Consider the following 17367-nt stretch of genomic DNA (forward strand, 5'->3'; position numbering starts at 1 on the left):
CGAATTCCTTCTCCGTCGCCTGCGGGGTGAGCTGTCGGGTGCGGACTGGAGATGTCCGGCCACGCCTGAACGTGACTTAACCCCAAGCCTGTTCCAGAGACCGGAACAGGCGTTCTACCTGTGGGTCCCCCGCTCCTGCCGTTTTCGGGTGTTAGATGCGGGCTCCGGGCGGCGGCAGGATTGGGCGTCCGTCCGGATTGGTGGCGAACGTAAGCGACCAGGACGCACCGGAACAAGCCTCAAGTTCCCTGTGTACGGATTTCCTGTGATCCTCCCCAGAATTCCCGGTCACTGTCCGTGAATCTGGAACCTTCAGCCCCCTGGAACTCCTTTGAAACACACCGAAATTACGTGAACATGACGGCGACTCAGGGTCACGGATATGACGCTGCTCACGCGCCCGATTCACAGCAACCGTCATTTCCCAGCGAGTTGGAATGAAGGCGTCATAACGGACAGACGCATCAGATGCGGCGCAGTCGGAAAACTGCCGCATCGAGGTCACCTTTCAGGCCGGTCCGCAGGCCGCGATGCAGGAGCACGGCACCTCGGTGGATTTCACCCGTTTCAAGGCATTCGTACGTCGCCGACGGGTCAAGTCCGCGCAACCGCAGCGCCGGTACCGGCTCGCCGTAGTGCTGCGCCTGGAGCCAGGCGAGGACGACGGTCTCATCGCCGAGCACGTACTGCACCGCGCTCAGCCCGCCGGTCGGCCGCCGCAGCCGGTACAGGTCGCCGCGCTGCACGACGGGCCGGATCTCCTTGTAGAGCCCCACCCACACCCCGGCCTCGGTCAGCTCCCCGTCCGTCCATTTCGTGAGGTCGCCGCCGACTCCGAGCACCCCGGCCATCGCACTCACGAACCGGAACCGCAGCGAGCTGACCCGGCCGTTGAGCTGGGTGTTCGGGCTGTCCGTGACCCAGGCGGCCATGACCCGCGCCGGATGGATCTGGCTGAAGCCCTCCTGGATGGCGAGGCGGTCCAGCGGATCGGTGTTGTCGGACGTCCACACCTGGTCCGTACGGGCGAGGACACCGAGGTCGATCCGGCCGCCGCCGCCCGAGCAGGACTCGAAGGCGACGTTCGGGTGGGCCGCACGCAGCCGGTCCAGCAGGGCGTACAGCCCGTGCACGTGGTCGACCCAGAGGCGCTGCGGGTAGTCCTCACCGGGCCAGCCCGCGTCGGTGAAGCAGCGATTGAAGTCCCACTTCACATAGTCGATCGGAGCGCTGGAGAGCATCACGTCGAGCTGCTCCCAGAGGTACTCGCGGACATCCTCGCGCGCGAGGTTCAGTACGAGCTGATTGCGGAACTCCGTCCGCTTTCGTCCAGGCTGGAACTGCACCCAGTCGGGGTGCGCGCGGTACAGGTCGCTGTCCGGGTTCACCATCTCGGGTTCGACCCAGATACCGAACTGCATCCCCAGGGCGTGCACGTACTCGGCGAGCGGCGCCAGGCCCGCCGGGAAGCGGTCCGGGTTGGGCGTCCAGTCGCCTAGGCCGGCCCGGTCGCTGGTGCGGGCCCCGAACCAGCCGTCGTCCACGACGAACAGTTCGACGCCGATCGCGGCGGCCCGCCGGGCCAGCGTCCCCTGCTGCTCCTCGGAGATGTCGAACTCCGTGGCCTCCCAGGAGTTGTAGAGCACGGGCCGGTCCCGGTCCGCTTGCGGGACGACGAACGCGCGCTGGTACGCGTGCCAGGCCCGGCTCGCCCCGCCGTGCCCGGAGTCCGTCCACAGCCCCGCGAAGACGGGCGTGGTGAAGGACTCCCCCGCCGCCAGGCGCAGCAGGCCCGACTCGTCGTACCCGGCACCGCCGGTGATCTGCACGCGCGCGTCCGGCAACTGGGCGACGGCGATCCGCCAGGAGCCGGACCAGCCGAGCGCGCACGCGTACACCTCTCCGCGCTCCTCGGTCGCGTCGGTGTCGAGCGCCACCCAGGGCAGGTGCTGGTGCCCGGTGTGACCGCGCCGGCTGCCGATGACCTTCTCACCGTAGGTGAGGTCCGTCTGCACGAGCCGGGACTCGGCGGCCCAACGGCCATGGAGCTGGGAGAGGCGCCAGCCTTCGCGCTCGGGGAGCGTCCAGGTGGCGGAGTCCGCGCGAAGCAGCTCAAGGGGGCCGGTTCCGTCGGGCCCGTCATGCGTGAGGGTCACCCAGCGCTCCACCACGTCGTGGCGCATCCGGTAGTGCAGCGTGATCGCCAGCCCCGCGTCACGGAACCGCAGCAGCAACTCGTCACCGTCGGCGCCCTCGGTCTCGTACGCCTCGAAGCGCCACTCGGTGCCCCGGCGCTCGTCGGTCCGCACGGACAGGGCGGGCCGCGCGAACCGGGGGCCGCCCTCGACCGGGTACTCCTCGTGACCGTCGAGCGGGGCCTCGAAGGGCCAGTAGTCCGGCAGCGGACGGACGGCGAGCGCCTCCGCGTCGGCGAGGGCGATCCGCGGGCCCCAGTAGAGGTGCAGCAGCTCGTCGTCCTCGGTGAGATGGACGGCGTAGCTACTGGTGGGCCCCGAGAGAAGCCACGTACGACCGGTTCCGGCAATTTCCAGCATCATGTCCCCACAGATCCGAACAGGCACGCTCAAGCATCAACATCATCAGTGCCACGGCCCCGGACGGCAACGCCTGTGGAAAACTCATTGGCCTGCCCACCCATGTCGTATCGTCGAAGCGCGCCCGTCGACGAGCAGCGTCCGCGGGGCCGTGTGGGAGGGGAGCCCTCGTGACGCAGCAGGTCCCGTCGACCGAGCCCGAGCTGGGTGGCGTACGAAACTTTCGTGACGTGGGCGGACTGCCGACGGTGGACGGCCGACGCGTGGCGCACGGACGCCTGTTCCGCAGTGGGCATCTCGCCCACGCGACCGACGAGGACGCGGCGTTTCTCGGCTCCCTCGGGCTGCACACGATCTTCGACTTCCGCAACTCGGCGGACATCGGGCTGGAGGGGCCCGACGTCGAGCTGCCGGGCGTGCGCAACGTGAACATCCCGTTGTCCGACCCTGCGCACGGCGCGGAGTTCTGGAAGATGGTCCGGGACGGCGATCTGGACGAACTGCGAAGCCTCCTCGCCGACGGCAAGGGCGAGCAGCGGATGATCAACTCCTACCGGGAGATCGTCCGGGACCGCACGGCCGAGCACTCCCGGATGCTCCACGCGCTGGCGGAGGACAGTGTCCCGGCCCTGATGCACTGTGCGGCCGGCAAGGACCGCGCGGGCCTGTCCATCGCGGTGACGCTGCTCGCCGTCGGGGTGGAGCGCGACGCCATCGTGGCCGACTACATGGAGTCGAACGCGCAGCACCGCCGCTACAGGGTGCGCCGCAACGGCTCCGCGGCCAAGGCCTACAGCCCCGAGGTCCTGGAACTGCTCAACCCGCTCTTCGGCACCCGCCCCGAGTATCTGACGTCCGCCATGGAGACCGTCGAGGAGACCTGGGGCGGCGTCGACAGCTATCTGGAGCAGGGACTGGGCGTCACCCCCGAGGTGCGCGAGCGGCTGCGGGAGCGGTTCCTCGACTGAGACCGAACCCGGCGTCCGTGACCGCTACTGCTTCGCGCCCACCTCGAACAGCAGGTAGACGAAGCCGGCGAAGAGATGTCCGACCGCGATGTAGATGACCAGTCGGACCCACAGGCCCCGGGGGAACTTGTCCTCGATGTCGGTCATGGCGTCACTCCAGTGGTCGGGCCGATGCAGAGGCCGGCGGTGGGGCTCTGCAACAGGGTGTGGACGAAGAGCAGGTCGGTGCCGTCGTGGCCGTCGGCGGCCAGGCGGTGCGGGGTCAGCGAGTCGAAGTGCGCGCTGTCGCCGGGCGCTAGGACATGCGCGGTGTCTCCGAGGCGCAGCCGCAGCCGCCCCTTGAGGACGTACAGCCACTCCTCGCCGGGGTGGACGCGCACGATGTCGCCCTGTGCCCCGTGCGGCACATGGACGCGCAGGACCTGCATCCCGCGTCCGGACGCGCCGGCTTGCCAGTAGGACCAGCCGCCCGCGGCCGTCGGCTCCATGTCGGCGGCCCGTACGATCGCGTCCCGGTCGGCGACGGTCTCACCGAGCAGTTCGGAAACCGTCGTACCGTAGATACGGGCGAGCCCGAGCAGCATCGGCAGCGAAGGCTGGCGCTGCGCGGTCTCCAGGCGGGAGAGATGGGCGGGCGACAACCCGGCGGACCGGGCCGCGGCCTCCAGCGTGAGGGAGGCCCGGCGGCGCAGCGCCCGAAGCTGCGGTGCGACGTCGGGCAGGTTCCCGACCGGCCCGGACTCTTCGGGAAGGCTCATGCCTCCATTCAGCCGCAGGTTTGCCTGTGAGGCAAACTTCTTGCCTCAGAGGCAAAACCCGCAAGGGTCATGCCCTCGCCGCTCCCCTACCTGTTGGCCACCGCCTGCTTGACCAGCGTCTTCCCGAAGTCCCACATCAGCCCGCTCCCGCTGTGCGCGTCGTCCATCACGGCGGTGAAGGCGTCCACGAAGCGGTCCACCTCCCGCTCACCGACGACCAGCGGCGGAATCAGCTTGATCACCTCCAGGTGATCGCCGGAGACCTGGGTCAGGATCCGGTGACGTTGCAGAAGCGGCACGACGACCATCTGAGCGAACAGGCCCTTGCGAGCGGCCTGAAGCATCGTCCAACGGCCGCGCAGCTTCAGCGACTTGGGTTTTCCGAACTCGATGCCGATCATCAGACCCCGGCCGCGTACGTCGGCCAGCAGCTCGTACTTGTCGACGAGCGACGCCAGCCGGGTCCTCAACTGGTCCCCGGTGGCCCGGGCGTTGGCGACGATCTGCTCGTTCTCCATGACCGACAGCACGGCGAGCCCCGCCGCCATGGCCTGGGCGTTGCCCCCGAAGCTGGCCGAGTGCACAAGGACGCGGTCGATCGACGAGTACACCTTCTTGAAGATCCACTCCTTGCCGATCGTGGCGCCCACGGGCACGTATCCGCCGGACAGTGCCTTCGCCACGCACACCAGGTCGGGCTCGACCCCCTGCTCGTGCTGGTAGGCGTAGAAGTCACCGGTCCGCCCGAGACCGGTCTGCACCTCGTCCGCGATGAGCAGCGCCTTGTGCTTGTGCAGCAACTCCTGGGCGGCGCGCAGATATCCGGGAGGCGCCTCGTGCACGCCCTTGCCCTGGATCGGCTCGACGATCAGGGCGGCGACATCGCCCTTCTTCAACTCCCTTGCCAGGGCGTCGAGATCACCGAGGGGTACGGCCGTGTCGGGCAGCAGCGGGGCGAAGCCGTCCCGGAAGCCGTCCTCTCCGTTGACGGAGAGGGAGCCGGTGGTCAGACCGTGGAAGGCGTGCGCGCAGTACAGGATGCGCGGCTTCCCGGTGGCGTACCGGGCGAACTTGAGCGCGGTCTCCACCGCCTCCGTGCCGCTGTTGCCGAAGAACACCCGGTCCAGGTGCGGACTGTGGGTGAGGAGCCGCTCCGCGAGCAGGCCTGGCAGCGGCTGGCAGTCGAAGCGGGTGAGATCGGCGAGCTGGGCGTCGAGGACGTCGTGCAGCGCCTTGCGGACCACGGGGTGATGGCGACCGAGGCCCATCACCCCGAACCCGGCGAGCATGTCGAGGTAGTCGTCCCCGTCCACGTCCCAGAAGTACGCGCCCTCGGCCCGCTCGTAGACCTTGTCGAAGCCGATGGTGTGCAGCATGCGCGGGAGCTGGTGGTTGAGATGCCTGCTGTGCAGCTCGTAGCGTTCGGCGCCGCGCTCGGCCAGCAGCGCGCCGAGGTCGAACTCCCCCGAAGGGGAACCGGGTTCAGCGGTTGTCATTCCTTTTTCTCCTCGGACTTCCCCTTGGGCTTCCCCTGGGACAGCTCTTCCTTGGCGGCCAGCCCGGCGCTGATCCGGCCGGCGATCTCGACGGGTGTGAGGCCGATGTCGGCGAGCAGCTCGCCGCGCTTGCCGTGCGCGAGGAACTGCTCCGGGATCCCGAACCGCCTTACGGGTACGTCGACTTCGGCGTCGCCGAGTGCCAGCGCCACCGCGGCGCCGACCCCGGACGCGCGGCTGTTGTCCTCGACCACGGCCACCATGCGGTGCCCGGCGGCCAGTCCCGGCAGCGCGGGATCGACGGGCTTCACCCAACGCGGGTCCACGACGGTGCAGTTGATGCCCCGCGCCGACAGCAACTCGGCGGCCTGCAGACACACCGGAGCCATCACGCCGACGGCCACCAGCAGCACGTCGGCCGCCTCCTCGGACCGGTGCAGCACATGCATCCCGCCCACATGACCGACCGCCTCGATCGCCGGCCCCACCGACTCCTTGGGGAACCGGATCAGCGTGGGCGCGTCGTCGACGGCCACCGCCTCCCGCAGCTGGGCCCGGAGTTGGTCGGCGTCGCGTGGTGCGGCGATCCTCAGGCCGGGCACGACCTGCAGGATGGACATGTCCCACATCCCGTTGTGCGACGCCCCGTCGACCCCCGTGACCCCGGCACGGTCCAGCACGAACGTCACCCCGCACCGGTGCAGCGCGACGTCCATCAGCAACTGGTCGAAGGCGCGGTTGAGGAAGGTGGCGTACACGGCGACGACGGGATGCAGACCGCCCGTCGCCAGCCCCGCCGCCGAAACGGCCGCGTGCTGCTCGGCGATCCCGACGTCCCACACCCGGTCGGGGAACCGCTCGGCGAACTTGCCGAGGCCCACGGGATGCAGCATGGCCGCGGTGATCGCGACGACGTCGTCCCGTTCCTCCCCGATCCGCACGATCTCGTCGCCGAACACCGAGGTCCAGGAAGGCCCGTTGGGGGGCGCGAGCGGCTCGCAGGTGAGCGGGTCCATCACCCCGACGGTGTGGAAGTGGTCCTCCTCGTGCGAGCGCGCCGGCTCGTAACCGCGCCCCTTCTCCGTCAGACAGTGGACGAGCACGGGCCCGTGGAACCGCTTCGCGCGCCGCAGCGCGGACTCCACGGCCCCGATGTCGTGCCCGTCGATCGGGCCGACGTACTTCAGCCCCAGGTCCTCGAACATGCCCTGCGGATTGAACGCGTCCTTGAACCCCTTCTTCGCGCCGTGCAGAGACTCGTAGAGGGTGTTGCCGATGAGGGGGGTGCGCAGCAGTACGTCCTTGCCCCAGGCCAGCACCTGCTCGTAGCTGTCCGTAGTCCGGAGGGTCGCGAGGTGGTTGGCGAGGCCGCCGATGGTGGGCGAGTAGGAGCGTTCGTTGTCGTTGACGACGATGATCAGGGGCCGGTCCTTGGCCGCCGCGATGTTGTTGAGCGCCTCCCAGGCCATCCCTCCGGTGAGCGCGCCGTCGCCGATGACCGCGACGACATGCCCCTTCTCGCCCAGCACCTGGCGGGCCTTGGCGAGCCCGTCGGCCCAGCCGAGCGCGGTGGACGCGTGGCTGTTCTCGATGACGTCGTGCTCGGACTCCTCGCGCGAGGGATAGCCGGACAGGCCGCCCTTGCTGCGCAGCTTGGAGAAGTCCTGACGTCCGGTCAGAAGTTTGTGTACGTAGCTCTGATGACCGGTGTCCCACAGGATGCGGTCGACCGGTGACTCGAAGACCCGGTGGAGCGCGACGGTGAGTTCCACCACGCCCAGATTCGGTCCGAGATGGCCGCCGGTCCTGGCGACCGCGTGCACCAGGAACTCCCGTATCTCGTCGGACAGTTCACCGAGTTCCGCCTCGGACAGCGCCTTCAGGTCGCGTGGTCCCCGGATGTTCTCCAGAATTGTCACGCTCGGGCCCCCTTTTCTTCCGTACCAGCCAGCCCGTGCTGTTCAGCTCACGGTGACCGCCGGTTCCCCCGACGCGACGCCGTCCTGCTCCATCTGTTCGGCGATCTTCATCGCCTCCTCGATCAGGGTCTCCACGATCTTCGACTCGGGCACGGTCTTGATGACCTCGCCCTTCACGAAGATCTGACCCTTGCCGTTGCCGGAGGCGACCCCCAGGTCCGCCTCCCGCGCCTCGCCGGGGCCGTTGACCACACACCCCATGACCGCGACGCGCAACGGCACTTCCATGCCCTCCAACCCGGCCGTGACCTGGTCGGCGAGCTTGTAGACGTCGACCTGTGCGCGCCCGCAGGACGGACAGGACACGATCTCCAGCCGTCGTTGCCGCAGGTTCAGCGACTCCAGGATCTGGATGCCGACCTTGATCTCCTCGACCGGAGGCGCCGACAGCGAGACCCGGATGGTGTCCCCGATGCCCTCGCTGAGCAACGCCCCGAAGGCGACAGCGGACTTGATGGTCCCCTGGAAGGCGGGACCGGCCTCGGTGACGCCCAGGTGCAGCGGGTAGTCGCTCCGTTCGGCGAGCAGCCGGTAGGCGTTGACCATGATCACCGGGTCGTTGTGCTTGACCGAGATCTTGATGTCCCGGAAGCCGTGCTCCTCGAAGAGCGACGCCTCCCACAACGCCGACTCGACGAGCGCCTCGGGCGTCGCCTTCCCGTACTTCTGGAGCAACCTCCGGTCCAGTGAACCGGCGTTGACCCCGATCCGGATCGGCGTGCCGTGGTCCTTTGCGGCGCGCGCGATCTCCTTCACCTGGTCGTCGAACTGCTTGATGTTGCCGGGATTGACGCGAACTGCCGCGCAGCCGGCCTCGATCGCGGCGAAGACGTACTTCGGCTGAAAGTGGATGTCGGCGATCACCGGGATCTGCGACTTGCGCGCGATGGTCGCCAGCGCGTCCGCGTCGTCCTGCGTGGGGCAGGCGACGCGGACGATCTGGCAGCCGGACGCGGTGAGTTCGGCGATCTGCTGGAGCGTGGCGCCGATGTCCGACGTACGTGTCGTCGTCATCGACTGCACCGACACCGGGGCCCCGCCCCCGACCGCCACCGGCCCGACCTCGATACGCCGGGAGACCCGGCGCTCGGCGATCGGACGGGCCGGTACCTCGGGAACACCCAAGGAGACGGCGGTCACGACGTCACTCCCGGTTTCCGGCGACGGTCTCACGCATGGCGCGCAGGGACTCCTTGAGGGACCCCATGGTGGCCATGACGGCCGTCGGCTCGTAGCCGCAGTGCGCCATGCAGTTGGCGCACCGGTCGTCCTTGCCGCGGCCGTAGGAGTCCCAGTCGGTCTTCTCGATGAGGTCCTTGTACGTCGTGACGTACCCGTCGCTCATCAGGTAGCAGGGCTTCTGCCAGCCGAACAGCGAGTAGTTCGGGATCGCCCACGCCGTGCACGGGAAGTCGACCTTGCCCTCCAGGAAGTCCAGGAAGAGCGGGGAGTGGTTGAGCCGCCAGCGCCGCCGGTTGCCGCCGCCGAAAGCTTTCCTGAATAGCTCGCGGGTCTGCTCGACGCCGAGGAAGTGCTCCTGGTCGGGGGCCTTCTCGTAGGCGTAGGCGGGCGAGATCATCATCTCGTCGACCTGGAGGTCGTCGTTGAGGAAGTTGAGCACCTCGATGATGGTCTGCGGGGTGTCGGTGTTGAAGAAGGTCGAGTTGGTGGTGACCCGGAAGCCGCGCTTCTTGGCCTCCTTGATGGCGGCCACGGCCTCGTCGAACACCCCTTCCTTCGCGACGGACTGGTCGTGCCGCTCGCGCAGGCCGTCGATGTGTACGGCGAACGCGAAGTACGGCGAGGGCGTGAACTTGTCCATCTTCTTGCGCAGCAGCATGGCGTTGGTGCAGAGGAAGACGTACTTCTTCCTCTGCACCAACTGCCGCACGATCTCGTCGATATGAGGGTGCATCAGGGGCTCGCCGCCCGCGATGGACACCATCGGGGCCCCGGATTCGAGGACCGCTCCGACGGCCTGGGCGACCGGCATGCGCTGCTTGAGCACCCCGGCCGGGTGCTGGATCTTGCCGCAGCCCTCGCACGCCAGGTTGCAGGCGTAGAGCGGTTCGAGTTCGACGATCAGCGGGAACTTGTCCCGCTTACGGATTTTCTGTTCGGCCAAATACGTAGCGATCTTGATGGTCTGGCGGAGCGGCATGGCCATCTGACTCACCTCCTGGGGAGCAGCAAGGAACGGTGCCATTCGACAAAAGCGGGAAGGACCGAACGAAGTACGCGGAAGGCCGATATTCCACCGCGAAGCGTGCCGATCCGGACGAGTTCATGCTCTGGAGCGTCCACGACCACCCGTACGGCCGCAACGGGGCGCACGCCCGTGCGCCCGGCGCTGTGGAGCGTGGCCGCCGACTCCATGTCGACCGCGACTGCGCCGGTCGCGAGCAGCTCCGACCGTTCGTGACCGCGTACGACGTGATCGGAGCCGGTGAGTGGGCCGGTGTGGACGGTGCGCCCGGGCACGGCACGCACCAGTTCCTTGACGAGCAGTTCGGTACCGACGCAGCGGGTGATGCCACGCGGGTCCCGGGTCTCCTCGGCGACGACCAGGTCACCGGGGTGCATACCGGGGGCGAGTCCCGCGCAGAAACCGGTGGCCAGCACTGCGGCGTCGCGCAGTGCCGGGTCGGCGAGGGCCCGGGTGACCGCCGCCTCGGCGGCCTCGGGCCCCATTCCCGTACGCAGCACGGTGACGGATCCGTCACCGCGTCCGCCCCGGCGCAGGGCGAGCCGTTCGATGCCGAGCGCGCAGGCGATCAGCAGCGGAGCCGACTCGAGCTGCCTGTCCATCAGCCCCCCTTGGCCTCGGCGAAGGGCTCGCCGTTGACGTACCGGCCGAGCGCAGTGAGCGGGAAGACCTGGCGGTAGAGGTGGTAGTTGATCGAGAAGTCCCAGGGGAAACCGGTGCCGGTGAAGTACGGCTCGTCCCAGGAACCGTCCGGCAGCTGGGTCGCCGCGAGCCACTCGACTCCGCGTTCGACGGCCTTGGAGTCGTGCTCCCCGGCGGCCAGCAGGGCGAGCAGTGCCCAGGCCGTCTGGGAGGCGGTCGAGGCGCCCCGGCCGCTCCAGCCCGCGCTGTCGTCGTAGGAGCGCAGGTCCTCGCCCCAGCCGCCGTCGTCGTTCTGGACCTTCTCCAGCCAGCCCACCGCTCGCCGGATCGCCGGGTGCGCGGCGGTCAGGCCTGCGGCGGTCAGTGCGGGCACCACCGAGCCTGTGCCGTAGACGTAGTTGACGCCCCAGCGGCCGAACCAGGCGCCGCTGGGCTCCTGTTCGGCGAGCAGCCACTCGATGCCGCGCCGGGTGCGCGGATCGTGGGACATGCCCTCGACAGCCAGCATCTCCACGACATGCGCGGTGACGTCGGCGGACGGCGGGTCGATGACCTCACCGAAGTCGCAGAACGGCAGCTTGTTGGGGAGCGTGCTGGTGTTGTCGACGTCGAAGGCGCCCCAGGCACCGTTCTTCGACTGCATTCCGAGGTTCCAGCGCACCCCGCGCCCGATGGCCTTCTCGACCCGCTCCGGGTCGTGGTGCCGGACACGGCGCAGCGCGAGGACGACCTCGGCGGTGTCGTCGATGTCGGGGTAGTTGTCGTTGTGGAACTCGAACGCCCAGCCGCCCGGCGGTAGTTCAGGTCTGCGTACGGACCAGTCGCCGGGCCGGACCACCTGCTCACCCAGCATCCAGTCGGCGGCCTTGACCAGTTGGGGATGGTCGGCGGGCAGCCCCGCGTCGGCGAGGGCGATGACGGCGAGACAGGTGTCCCACACCGGCGACTGGCAGGCCTCGATCATCCTGGCCCCGTCCTCGCGCCACACCGTGAAGCGGTCCAGGGACTCCAACCCGGCTCGCATGACAGGGTGTTCGAGGTCGTAGCCGAGCAGATGCAGGGCGATCACCGAGTAGACGGCGGGCGGCTGGATGCCTCCCCAGCAGCCGTCGTTCTCCTGGCGCTCGATGATCCAGCGGGCGGCGGCGTTCATGGCCGCCTTCCGCAGTCGGCGCACCGCGACCTTGCGGTAGCCGTGCAGGACCCGGTCGAGACGCTGGAAGGCGCCGTCCCAACTGGCCAGCGGGGCAAAAGACTTGCCCGGGTTCGGCAGGTCGGGGTCGATGTGCAGCTCGTCGAGCGGAAAGGGCGCCGGGCGGACCGGGCGCTTCGCGCTGACGATGGTGAGCGGCACGATGGTCTGCCGGGCCCAGCAACCGAAGTCGTAGATGTTGAGCGGCATCCACTTCGGGAAGTAGATGAGTTCCGGCGGGAGTTCGGGGAGGTCGTCCCACTTCCACCAGCCGAACAGAGCGAGCCAGATCCGGGTGAAGACCCGGGCGGCGGCCATGCCTCCCCGGTCGCGGATCCAGGCGGACGCCTTCGCCATGTGCGGCGCTTCGGGCGCGTCTCCGGCCATCCGCAGGGCGACGTACGCCTCGACGGTGGCGGAGAGGTCTGCCGGTCCGCCGTAGAAGGTGGCCCAGGTGCCGTCGTCGCGCTGCTCGCCGCGGATGAACAACGCGGCTGCCTGGGTGGTCTGTTCGTCGCGGATTCCCAGGAACTGACGGAGCAGCAGGTCCTCGGCGTCCATCGTGACGTTGGTCTCGAGGTCGCCCTTCCACCAGCCCTGGGCGTCCTGCCTCGCGAGCAGGGAATCCGTGGCGCGCCTCATGGCACGCTCAGCGGCCTCCTGAACCCCTGCCGCTACTGGGGCGTTGATGTCGGTTTCGGTTTCGGATTCGCTGGCCGAGGCAGCGCGAGGCGGGAGTGCCCCGGTGCTTCCGTCGGTCGTCGCTGTCATGGCTTCCCCTTCGTGCAGTGGATGTCTCTGCTGTGGGTCCGCCGTCGGCCGGTGCGCCGCTTAACGCGGCGCCGGCCGGCGACTACGCGAGGCTTATTCGACCGATAGTGATCATCTCTTTCGTACGACGACGAAGTCGGCGAGCGCCGTGAACTGCGCTCGCACCCGGTCGGGCATGTCGATGGCGCTCAGTGCGTCGACGGCGATGGTGTGCTGCCGGCGCGCCTCCTCGGCGGTCCATTCCCGGCCACCCGCCTGTTCGATCAGGGCGGCGCGGACGGCGAATTCCTCCTCGGAGAAGTTCTCGAAGTCGCTGCTCTTCGCGTCGGCGGCGAGGAGTTCACCGAGCCGCTCGGCGGCCGGGCCGCTCGCCGCCAGGGCGGCGACGACGGGCAGGGACTTCTTGCGCTGACGCAGGTCGCTCCAGGTCTGCTTGCCGGTGGCCTCCGGGTCGCCCCAGATCCCGAGGAGGTCGTCGACGGCCTGGAAGGCCAGGCCGAGGTGGTAGCCGTACTTCTCCAGGGTGTCGGCGGTGCGGTCGTCCGCGCCGCCGAGGACCGCACCGATGGAGCTGGCGCAGGCGAGCAGGGCGCCGGTCTTGTTGCCCTCCATCTCCAGACACTCCTCGACGCTGACGCGGTCGCGGTGCTCGTAGGAGATGTCCTGGGCCTGGCCGTCGATGAGGGCGCGGGTCGCGGTGGTGAGGCGGCGGGTGGCGCGGCCGGCCTCGACGGTGCCGAGTTCCAGGAGGATCTCGTTGGCCAGCGCGAACAGCGCGTCGCCGACCAGGATGGCCTGGGCGGGACCGTGCACCTTCCAGACGGTGTCGCGGTGGCGGCGCTGTTCGTCGCCATCCATCAGGTCGTCGTGCAGCAGTGAGAAGTTGTGCACCAGCTCCACGGCGACCGCGCCGGGGATGCCGACCTCGGGTGCGGCGCCGGTGACCTCGGCGGACAGGACGGCGAGCGCGGGGCGTACGGCCTTGCCGCCGTCGCCGGCGGCGGGCCTGCCCTGGGCGTCGATCCAGCCGAAGTGGTAGGCGGAGACGGTGTCCATGGGCGCCGCGAGACGGTTGATCGCCGTCCGCAGTACCGGGGTGGCCAGGGTCCGGCCGCGCTCCAGGAGCGCGGTCACGTCCACCGCGTCGGCGACTTTCGGGGCCGGGGGCACAGTGGGCACAGTCTCTCCTCTTGTTGCGGTGCTGGGGGTGCGAGGACCTGCCGCGTGCTGATGATCGAGCATCAGGCTGCCTCCTCCACGTCGAAGAGGTGGTGGCGGGGCCGGCCCAGGGCGCCCAGCGCGGCACCGGCCGCGCTGACTCCGCTGCGGACCGCACTCTCCATGGTCGCGGGCCACCCGGTGGCGGTCCACGAGCCGGCCAGGTACAGGCCGGGGGTTTTGGTACGGGCGCCGGGCCGCAGCCGTCCGACGCCGGGGGTGGGGGCGAACGTCGCTGTCCGCTCCCGGGTGACGAAGAAGTCCCGTACTCCGGCGCCCCGCGCGCGGGGCAACAGCCGCTCCAGCTCCGGCAGATACCGTTCGCGCAGCGCCGCGACTGGCTCGTCGATCTCGTCGTGCGCGGCTGACTGCGACAGGGCCAGATACTGGCCGTCGCCGCCGAGCCCGGACGCCTCGGTCCGGTCGAACACCCACTGCACCGGGCTGCCGAGCGCCGCGAGGAACGGCGTGCTCAACACCTTCCGGTCGTACACCACATGCACGTTGAGGATGGGCGCGGTGCCGATCTCCAGCAGCCGTTCGGGGGCGTCCAGCGCGCCCGCCGGCAGCAGATCGTGCGCCTCGCGCTGAGCCACGGCGAGCACGACGATGTCCGCGTCGAGCGTCTCGCCGGGAACCTGAACGGTCCAGCGGCCGTTCTCGCTGTGTTGGGTGGCTTGGACGGCTTGAATGGAGGTGACGCGTGTACGGACTTCGGTACGCACGCCCGCGGAGTCGAGCGCCTTGCGGGCCAGAGTGTCGTGCAGTTCGCCCAGCGGGACGCGCGCCCAGCCGATGTCGGCCGCGCCCGGGTCGGACAGCAGACCGGTCTTGAACACCATCGCGGCGAGCCCCAGGGACGAGTCCCCGGCCACCGCGTTGAGGGTGGCGACCCCCACCAGGTCCCACAGTGCCTCGACGGCGCGCTCGGACTGACCGTGCGCGGTCAGCCAGCTGCCGAAGTTCTGCGCGTCAAGCGCCGGGTCGGCGAGGTCGAGCGCCTTGAGCGCGAGTGCGGCACGTCCCACTCTGGCGCGCTCTGCGAGGGAGAGGTGCGGATACGTGGCCAGACTGCGCCCGAGATGCAGAGGTACGGGCAGCGCGTCGCGCCGGAGTCTGCCCAGCCGCCGGCCGGCGGGTTTCGCCACGTCGACGACCGGCACGTCGAGACGTGCCTGCACCGGAGCGAGTTCGGCGGCGTCGATGCGGTCGAGGAACCAGCGGTAGGCGGTGCAGCAACGCAGGTACACGTGCTGGCCGTTGTCCACGGTGAGTCCGTCGCGCTGGAAGGAGAAGGCGAGCCCGCCGAGCCGCGGCCGGCCTTCGAGCAGCGTGACGCGGACACCGGCGTCGGCGAGCGAGAGCGCGGCGGTGATGCCGGCCAGCCCGCCGCCGACCACCACGGCGCTCTTCTCACCGTGGTGGCCCGGACGTTCCCCGGGCTGTGTGCCCTCGCTCATCGCGCACTCCCCCCTGTGCACCCGCCGCGCCGGATGAACACCGCACGGCAGGCCGTTGAAGTCTGGGACGCCGTCCCGGTCCGGAGGGTTGCGCGCCGTTTCACCGCGGGCACATCATCTTGCACCGAATTGTCCATCAGACGCGCCTCCTGACGGTCCGCCGGGAGACATGCCGGGCGTCCAGACCGGACAGGCCGCGCACCGCGACGTACGCCTTCTCGCGTCCGGGCAGCGAGACCCGGCCGCGCAGCACGGCCTCCGGCTCGCGCTCGATGCGGTCGAGGAGCCGTCGGTAGATGCCGGCCATGGCGGCGACACAGGCGCCGCTGCGCCGGTCGAGCATGGGCAGCAGCCGGTAGCCCTCGGCAAACAGGGCGCGGGCGCGCCGTACTTCGAAGTGGACGAGGCCCGCGAAGTCGGAGCCCTCCGGCGGGTTCGGTCCGCTGAATCCGGCCGAGCAGCCGAACTTGGCGAGGTCGTCGGCGGGCAGATAGGTCCGCCCGTCCTCGGCGTCCTCGCGGACGTCCCGCAGGATGTTGGTGAGCTGGAGTGCGAGCCCCAGCGTGTCGGCGTACTCGGAGGCGCGTTCCGAACCGCGCGCGCCCCTCTCCGTACCGAACACGCCGAGCGAGAGCCGCCCGATGGCTCCGGCCACACAGCGGCAGTAGACCTTCAGGTCGTCCCAGGTCTCGTACGTCTCACCGCGTACGTCCATCACGACGCCGTCGATGAGTTCGTCGAGGCCGCCGAGCGGGATCGGGAAGCAAGTCCCGGCGTGACTGAGGGCGACCGCGACCGGGTCGGTGTCGTCCTCGTCGACCGCGCCCTCGCGCACCCGGGTGAGCAGTGCTCTGGTGTCCTCCAGCCGTGCCGCCTTGACCTCGGGGGCCAGCGTGCCGTCACCGATGTCGTCGACGCGGCGCGAGAACGCGTACAGGGCCGACATCGCGCGCCGCTTCGACGTCGGCAGCAGTCTGATGCCGTACGCGAAGTTGCGGGCCTGCTGCCCGGTGACGGACTCGCAGTAGCTGTAGGCGGCGAGTACCGGTGCGGACACGTGTGCTTCCGACTCCACGCTCCGGATCACCCCTTTCCTCGCAGGGTTGTGCCCACCTCGCGCAGCAACTGGATCCTGCCGGGCTTGGGCGGGCCGGGAAGTACGTCGTATTCGGCGGCGGCGATCGCTCGGACCGCCGCCTTTCCCCCCGCCACGAAACCCGCGAGCAGCAGCTTCAGCCTGCCGTGGACGCTACCCACGAGGGGGGTGCCTTCATTCAGCAGGACATGTGTGCGTTCCGCTTCGTATGCGATCAGTGCGCGCACCGACGCGCCTGCGGTGGGGGCGGCGAGGTCCGCCTCCTGGACATGAAAGCGCTTCATGTCCTGGGCCGGCAGGTAGATCCGGTCGCGGCCGAGATCCTCGGCGACGTCCTGGAGGTGCTCGACGATCTGGAGGGCCGTACACACGGCGTCGGAGAGGCGGATCCGCTCGGGCGTCGCGGTGCCGGTGACGGCGAGGACGAGACGGCCGACGGGGTTGGCGGACAGCTCGCAGTAGGCGAGGAGGTCGTCGTACGTCTCGTACCGCTTGACCACCTGGTCCTGGCGGTTGGCGGCGATCAGGCCGAGGAACGGCTCGGGGGTGAGCGAGCGGCGGCGGACGGTCGGCTGGAGCCGGCGCAGCAGAGGGTGATGCGGGGTGCCGTCGAAGACCCGACGCAGGTCGGCCTCGAACGCGTCGAGGAGGACGAGCCGGTCGTCGGCCTCCTCGGGGGTGACACCGAGCAGCCGGGCGTCGGCGCCGCCGGGGGCCAGGTCGCCGTCACCGATGTCGTCGACGAGGCGCGCGAAGCCGTACACGGCCATGAGGTCGGTGCGCCAGGCCTTCGGGAGGAAGAACGGCGCCACGGGGAAGTTCTCGTCGGCGGCCTTGTCGAGCGTGCCGCGCTCCGGGTCGTCGGTGCGCGCGTGGCCGGTTACCGTCACCGGTCACTGCCCGGGGCGGGGACGGCACACACTGTGGGGAGCTGGGGAGTTTCCGTAGCCATCGCCGTCACATCTCCCGTTCTACACTGCGGACCCAATGGGCACTATTTCGGACACGCCGCCCAGCCGTCCACGC

At 69.6% G+C, this 17367-nt stretch carries 14 protein-coding genes and 1 riboswitch; of the genes, 1 reads left to right on the forward strand and 13 read right to left on the reverse strand.

Going from position 1 to position 17367, the window contains the following annotated elements; all coding sequences use genetic code 11:
* Nucleotide 1 precedes the first annotated feature (1 nt).
* A riboswitch (cyclic di-AMP (ydaO/yuaA leader) is annotated at nucleotides 2-161 on the reverse strand.
* Between the two features lie 303 nt (nucleotides 162-464).
* Nucleotides 465-2555 (reverse strand): alpha-galactosidase, encoded by a 2091-nt coding sequence (locus G3I56_RS20040; RefSeq protein WP_164410990.1) that lies wholly within the window; start codon nucleotides 2553-2555, stop codon nucleotides 465-467.
* A gap of 170 nt (nucleotides 2556-2725) precedes the next feature.
* Here G3I56_RS20040 and G3I56_RS20045 point away from each other — a divergent pair, with 170 nt between their 5' ends.
* The gene (locus G3I56_RS20045; protein ID WP_164410766.1) at nucleotides 2726-3523 is read left to right on the forward strand and encodes a tyrosine-protein phosphatase; all 798 of its coding nucleotides are present in this window, start codon (nucleotides 2726-2728) and stop codon (nucleotides 3521-3523) included.
* 24 nt (nucleotides 3524-3547) lie between these two features.
* Here G3I56_RS20045 and G3I56_RS20050 read toward each other — a convergent pair whose 3' ends face one another.
* From G3I56_RS20050 to hpnC, 12 genes are all read right to left on the reverse strand, one after another.
* A complete protein-coding gene (locus tag G3I56_RS20050) occupies nucleotides 3548-3670 on the reverse strand; it encodes a DUF6126 family protein (RefSeq protein WP_164410767.1) in 123 nt (40 codons plus the stop codon).
* Nucleotides 3667-4281 (reverse strand): XRE family transcriptional regulator, encoded by a 615-nt coding sequence (locus G3I56_RS20055; RefSeq protein WP_164410769.1) that lies wholly within the window; start codon nucleotides 4279-4281, stop codon nucleotides 3667-3669. Before G3I56_RS20055 ends, G3I56_RS20050 begins: the two co-directional genes overlap by 4 nt.
* Before the next feature lie 86 nt (nucleotides 4282-4367).
* Nucleotides 4368-5777, reverse strand: a complete 1410-nt coding sequence (locus tag G3I56_RS20060; RefSeq protein ID WP_164410771.1) for an aspartate aminotransferase family protein — start codon at nucleotides 5775-5777, stop codon at nucleotides 4368-4370.
* On the reverse strand, nucleotides 5774-7696 hold the full coding sequence (gene dxs, locus G3I56_RS20065) for a 1-deoxy-D-xylulose-5-phosphate synthase (protein WP_164410773.1): 1923 nt from the start codon (nucleotides 7694-7696) through the stop codon (nucleotides 5774-5776). The genes G3I56_RS20060 and dxs overlap by 4 nt, the downstream gene beginning before the upstream one ends.
* Before the next feature lie 42 nt (nucleotides 7697-7738).
* Nucleotides 7739-8896, reverse strand: coding sequence for a flavodoxin-dependent (E)-4-hydroxy-3-methylbut-2-enyl-diphosphate synthase (gene ispG / locus G3I56_RS20070; protein ID WP_164410775.1), 1158 nt, complete (start codon nucleotides 8894-8896; stop codon nucleotides 7739-7741).
* A 4-nt stretch (nucleotides 8897-8900) separates the two neighbouring features.
* The gene (gene hpnH, locus G3I56_RS20075) at nucleotides 8901-9923 is read right to left on the reverse strand and encodes an adenosyl-hopene transferase HpnH (RefSeq protein WP_164410777.1); all 1023 of its coding nucleotides are present in this window, start codon (nucleotides 9921-9923) and stop codon (nucleotides 8901-8903) included.
* 5 nt (nucleotides 9924-9928) lie between these two features.
* Nucleotides 9929-10564 carry a 1-hydroxy-2-methyl-2-butenyl 4-diphosphate reductase gene (locus G3I56_RS20080; protein WP_164410779.1) on the reverse strand — a complete coding sequence of 212 codons (636 nt, stop codon included), beginning with the start codon at nucleotides 10562-10564 and terminating at the stop codon, nucleotides 9929-9931.
* Nucleotides 10564-12567, reverse strand: a complete 2004-nt coding sequence (gene shc / locus G3I56_RS20085) for a squalene--hopene cyclase (protein WP_164410781.1) — start codon at nucleotides 12565-12567, stop codon at nucleotides 10564-10566. Before shc ends, G3I56_RS20080 begins: the two co-directional genes overlap by 1 nt.
* A 111-nt stretch (nucleotides 12568-12678) precedes the next feature.
* Nucleotides 12679-13746, reverse strand: coding sequence for a polyprenyl synthetase family protein (locus G3I56_RS20090; protein ID WP_164410783.1), 1068 nt, complete (start codon nucleotides 13744-13746; stop codon nucleotides 12679-12681).
* A gap of 62 nt (nucleotides 13747-13808) precedes the next feature.
* On the reverse strand, nucleotides 13809-15245 hold the full coding sequence (gene hpnE / locus G3I56_RS20095; protein ID WP_164410785.1) for a hydroxysqualene dehydroxylase HpnE: 1437 nt from the start codon (nucleotides 15243-15245) through the stop codon (nucleotides 13809-13811).
* 136 nt (nucleotides 15246-15381) lie between these two features.
* Nucleotides 15382-16332: a presqualene diphosphate synthase HpnD gene (gene hpnD, locus G3I56_RS20100; protein ID WP_164410787.1), complete on the reverse strand. Its 951-nt coding sequence runs from the start codon at nucleotides 16330-16332 to the stop codon at nucleotides 15382-15384.
* Complete coding sequence (gene hpnC, locus G3I56_RS20105; RefSeq protein ID WP_164410789.1) at nucleotides 16329-17231, reverse strand: squalene synthase HpnC; 903 nt, start codon at nucleotides 17229-17231, stop codon at nucleotides 16329-16331. Before hpnC ends, hpnD begins: the two co-directional genes overlap by 4 nt.
* Nucleotides 17232-17367 lie beyond the last annotated feature (136 nt).

The organism is Streptomyces sp. SID12488, from assembly GCF_010548275.1.
In the GTDB taxonomy this organism is placed as follows: Bacteria; Actinomycetota; Actinomycetes; order Streptomycetales; family Streptomycetaceae; genus Streptomyces.

Bases quoted from the DNA above. Each gene is read 5' to 3' on its own strand.
- G3I56_RS20040 (WP_164410990.1), bottom strand. From the start codon at position 2,555: ATGCTGGAAATTGCCGGAACCGGTCGTACGTGGCTTCTCTCGGGGCCC.
- G3I56_RS20050 (WP_164410767.1), bottom strand. From the start codon at position 3,670: ATGACCGACATCGAGGACAAGTTCCCCCGGGGCCTGTGGGTCCGACTG.
- G3I56_RS20055 (WP_164410769.1), bottom strand. From the start codon at position 4,281: ATGAGCCTTCCCGAAGAGTCCGGGCCGGTCGGGAACCTGCCCGACGTC.
- G3I56_RS20060 (WP_164410771.1), bottom strand. From the start codon at position 5,777: ATGACAACCGCTGAACCCGGTTCCCCTTCGGGGGAGTTCGACCTCGGC.
- hpnH (WP_164410777.1), bottom strand. From the start codon at position 9,923: ATGGCCATGCCGCTCCGCCAGACCATCAAGATCGCTACGTATTTGGCC.
- G3I56_RS20080 (WP_164410779.1), bottom strand. From the start codon at position 10,564: ATGGACAGGCAGCTCGAGTCGGCTCCGCTGCTGATCGCCTGCGCGCTC.
- shc (WP_164410781.1), bottom strand. From the start codon at position 12,567: ATGACAGCGACGACCGACGGAAGCACCGGGGCACTCCCGCCTCGCGCT.
- hpnE (WP_164410785.1), bottom strand. From the start codon at position 15,245: ATGAGCGAGGGCACACAGCCCGGGGAACGTCCGGGCCACCACGGTGAG.